Genomic DNA, 3,655 nt, shown 5'->3' with positions numbered 1-3,655 from the left:
AATTCCGGGATGGTCATGCTCATAGGCGGCGCCATCTTCTTGAGGATGGCTTCCTTACGCTCTGTGGAATAACGCACGTTGATCACCTCTCAATCCGTTTAGGTGACAACTACGCTGGCAGATAGGGCAACTGCGGCCCCTAAAGAGACACCCGCTCAAGGGGACGGTCTTTTAACGGGTGATATCGATGTGAACTGGGACATAGCATGAGCACACACCTTCATCCTGATCTTCGTCACGTCTTGGGGCTGTCCGCTAAAGAGCGAATGGAGTTTATGGATCAACCGCGCTGGTTGGGCTATCCATTGGCCAATCGTGTCATTGAGGTCATGCGTGGGTTGATGGAGAAGCCCAGTCGTCCTCGTATGCCTAACCTCTTGCTCGTGGGTGACTCCAACAACGGAAAGACAACCATCGTTCAACGGTTTCGTAAGCAGTACGGTGAAGGCTACGTGAATGAAGACGTAGAGCCCGTGAAGCCTGTTGTTGTCACTCAGGCTCCCCCGAGTGCCGATGAGAAAAGTCTGTATATCGCAGTGCTAGAGAGTTTCTGGGCTCCCTACCGGCCTACAGATCCTGTTCCCAAGCTGCGCTACCAGGTGATTCATCAACTGCGTGCTTGCCATACGCGCTTACTGATCATCGATGAGTTTCACTCTCTGTTAACCGGTGGTGCTGTTAAGCAGCGCGAAACGATGAATGCCATTAAGCTTTTATGCAATGAGCTAATGATTCCCATCGTTGGTGTGGGGACGCAAGACGCTGTGCGTGTGCTGCATTCAGACCCACAGCATGCGAGTCGCTTTGATGTGGTCGCGTTACCAAAGTGGGAGCTCAATCAGGAGTTTCAGAAGCTGCTCGCTGGCTTTGAGAAGATATTACCTCTCAAACATCCTTCCCAACTGCATGAGCCCCAATTGGCGACCCAGCTCCACGCGATCTCTGGCGGCAATTTTGGCGACCTGCACCGGCTGCTGATTGAGTGTGCCAATGCCGCTATTTTGTCCGGGGCTGAGCGCATCGATGAGAAAATTATTCAGAGTAAATCATGGGTGCGACCTACCCGTGGCATTAGGGAAGTGATGCTGTAATGCCCTGGGCGCTGAGTGTGCCTCTGTTGCCTGAAGAGTCGCTTTCTTCATGGCTGGTACGGGCGGCGTTGAGACAGGGGTGTGATCCCTTGTCGCTCACTGGGGCTATCTGGCCAACATGGCGTATATGGACGAGAGATATTGACAGGGAAATTCCCCTCGTCAGAATGCGCCCATTAGCCAATGCATCGGGGATATCTTCCGCTGAGTTTCAGAAAGCTGGGATGCGGGACGATTGTGAGAAAGTGGCCGGTTACTCATTACCCGAAACGCGTACTTGGCCCTGGTTGTTGGCACTCGGCAGCCGAAATCGAACTCGCCATGGAGGACAACAGATTTGTGCATTGTGTTTGGCAGAGGACTCAGCCCCCTACTTGCGCCGACACTGGCGATTCGCTTGGCACACTGGGTGCCGCTTTCATGGGGTGCAACTGATAGATGAGTGCCCGGTATGCAAGGCCCCTATAGAGCCTCATCGCCTGTCAGCAGAAGATCAACATTTAGCTCAGTGCAGCCGGTGTTATAACGATTTTAGAAAGGCGGTATGCACGTCGCCTTTACCAGAAGCGTTCAGTTTCCAAGTGATGGCTGATCGTGCTTTAACAAGAAGCAACGTGACGTTTAGGGAGGCCCCTATCGCACCCGCCGATTGGTTTTCTATGGTGACCTTCTTTGTTGGCGTTGTTCGGCGTGCAAGTCGGCGGCCTGCGTCACCCCTCGCAGATGCGCTTCTAACATTGGGCATTTCGATGACGGATAGCCAAATGCCTGTGTCTGGGTTGGCGTTTGAGCTGCTGCCTGTCAACGAGCGTTGTGCTTTATTAGCGGCGGTGGAGCGTTTGCTCAGTATAGGCGTTGAAGAAACGTTTAGCGCTCTGGTCGCTTGTAATGTCAAAACGAGCGCGCTTCATGATCCCCGAAAGTCACCCCCCGTTATGTTGTTGCCGTTGTTATCGCGGTTATCTCATCACCCCCATGGGCCGCATCGCCGCCGTGCTCTACCGGCTCATCGCCCCATGTCGGAACGCGCAGTGAGAGCCTCATGGGCGCGCTTAAAACGGAGAATGAAAGCGGAGCCAACCTCTTGAAGCAACACAAAACGGTCGACTGCGATGAGTGTGGTCGAGAAGTCTCCAAATTGTGGCGACGCCATAAAGGGCATGGTTACTGTTCAACTTGCTATGCTCGTGTGTTTAAGCGGCGAATGTGCCCACGATGTGGTGAGTTAGCCCGTCTGCCTAAGAATGACCCAGACGCCGTCTGTCGTCAGTGCAACGTCGACAAACCGTGTGCACGATGTGGAAAAGCCCGTTCAGACTACAACATCGGCAAGGTCACTCCCTACGGCCCTGTCTGTATCGCCTGCGCTCCCTATTTCAAAGAACCAGAGCCCTGCGAGGCGTGTGGGAAAGCATCTCAACGTCTTACCCGAGTGGCGCGTATGGGGCATGATCATCGCTTATGTCCACGCTGTTCGACAGCAGACCACGGTACCTGTTCTGCATGTCGTCGACATCGCTTATTGGTCATGACATCCAGCGGTGACGCATTGTGCAAAGCCTGTAATGAGCAAGGGGAAATTGCCTGTCCATTGTGTGGTAATCCCATGCCAGCGGGTCGAGGCGATGCCTGTGAGCCCTGCTATTGGACGCGCACATGTCGTAAGCGGATCATCATTGGCCAAGCCGGTATCACCACCAAAGCGTTACGTGAGGCCTTTGGGGAATTTGGTGAATGGCTGATTCGTACCACAGGGCCGCATAAGGCTGCCCTCAAGATCAATCATTTCTTCTCGTTCTTCCTTGAGATCGACCAGGCATGGTCACGGATACCGAGCTATTCGGAGCTGCTTCATCACTTCGGTGCGGAGGGGTTGCGGCGTGTAAGACTTCCTATGCGATGGCTGCATGAAGAGCAAGGGGTAGAGCCGGATCACCAAGCAAAGAAGATCGACTCAGAGAAACGACGTATCAAAGCGTGTCTCAGGTCTATGCCGTCCGCTTCTTTATCAGAAAAAGCGCTGCATGCTTATTGGCAGCAATTGGAAACCCGTATAGAGGCGGGCAAAACGTCCCACACCTCCGCACGACTTGCACTAAGAGCGGCAGCCGCATTGCTACTCGCTACTGACCGGGAGGGGCAGCGACTGCCTCAACAGGGCGATGTGGACAACTATTTGCAGGCGGTGCCCGGACAAGCAGCCTCGGTCACGGGGTTTACTAATTTCTTAAATCGCCAACATGCCACCACGTTGGCTCCTCGGGTGGATGTAAAACGGGCAAGAAAGCGGCGAAAAGAAACACTAGCCCGCACCCTGATGACGATGGCCCGGTGTGCTGATCAAGGAGAGGCCTGGAGGGAGGCATGGATCGTTGCTGCCATGGAGTATTTCCATGACACAAAATTAACGCAGAAAATGCTTCGACAACAGACCGTAGAGTTATTGTCAATTTCTGTGTATGGCCGGTCAGGCGGCAGCCCTGTCTGACTGATCGGCCAAGGGTTCGCCGTCCTTGAACTGGACGTTGTTCACGACCAGCTCCAGCTTGTTGAACCCCTTGATC

The 3,655-nt window shown here is 53.9% G+C and carries 3 protein-coding genes; all 3 read left to right on the top strand.

Annotated features, from left to right (window positions below):
• Positions 1 to 206: 206 nt before the first annotated feature.
• Positions 207 to 1,091, top strand: a complete 885-nt coding sequence (locus IZU87_RS17090; RefSeq protein ID WP_027957960.1) for a TniB family NTP-binding protein — start codon at positions 207 to 209, stop codon at positions 1,089 to 1,091.
• Entirely contained in the window at positions 1,091 to 2,179 is a 1,089-nt protein-coding gene (locus IZU87_RS18215) for a TniQ family protein (RefSeq protein WP_084589651.1), read from the top strand. The genes IZU87_RS17090 and IZU87_RS18215 overlap by 1 nt, the downstream gene beginning before the upstream one ends.
• 518 nt (positions 2,180 to 2,697) lie before the next feature.
• Positions 2,698 to 3,579, top strand: coding sequence for a hypothetical protein (locus IZU87_RS17080; RefSeq protein WP_213115342.1), 882 nt, complete (start codon positions 2,698 to 2,700; stop codon positions 3,577 to 3,579).
• Positions 3,580 to 3,655: the final 76 nt, after the last annotated feature.

Source organism: Cobetia sp. MC34 (genome assembly GCF_018340035.1).
Classification (GTDB): domain Bacteria; phylum Pseudomonadota; class Gammaproteobacteria; order Pseudomonadales; family Halomonadaceae; genus Cobetia; species Cobetia amphilecti.
Note: the sequence above shows the minus strand (reverse complement) of the source record. Positions and strands in the feature narration are given on the sequence as shown.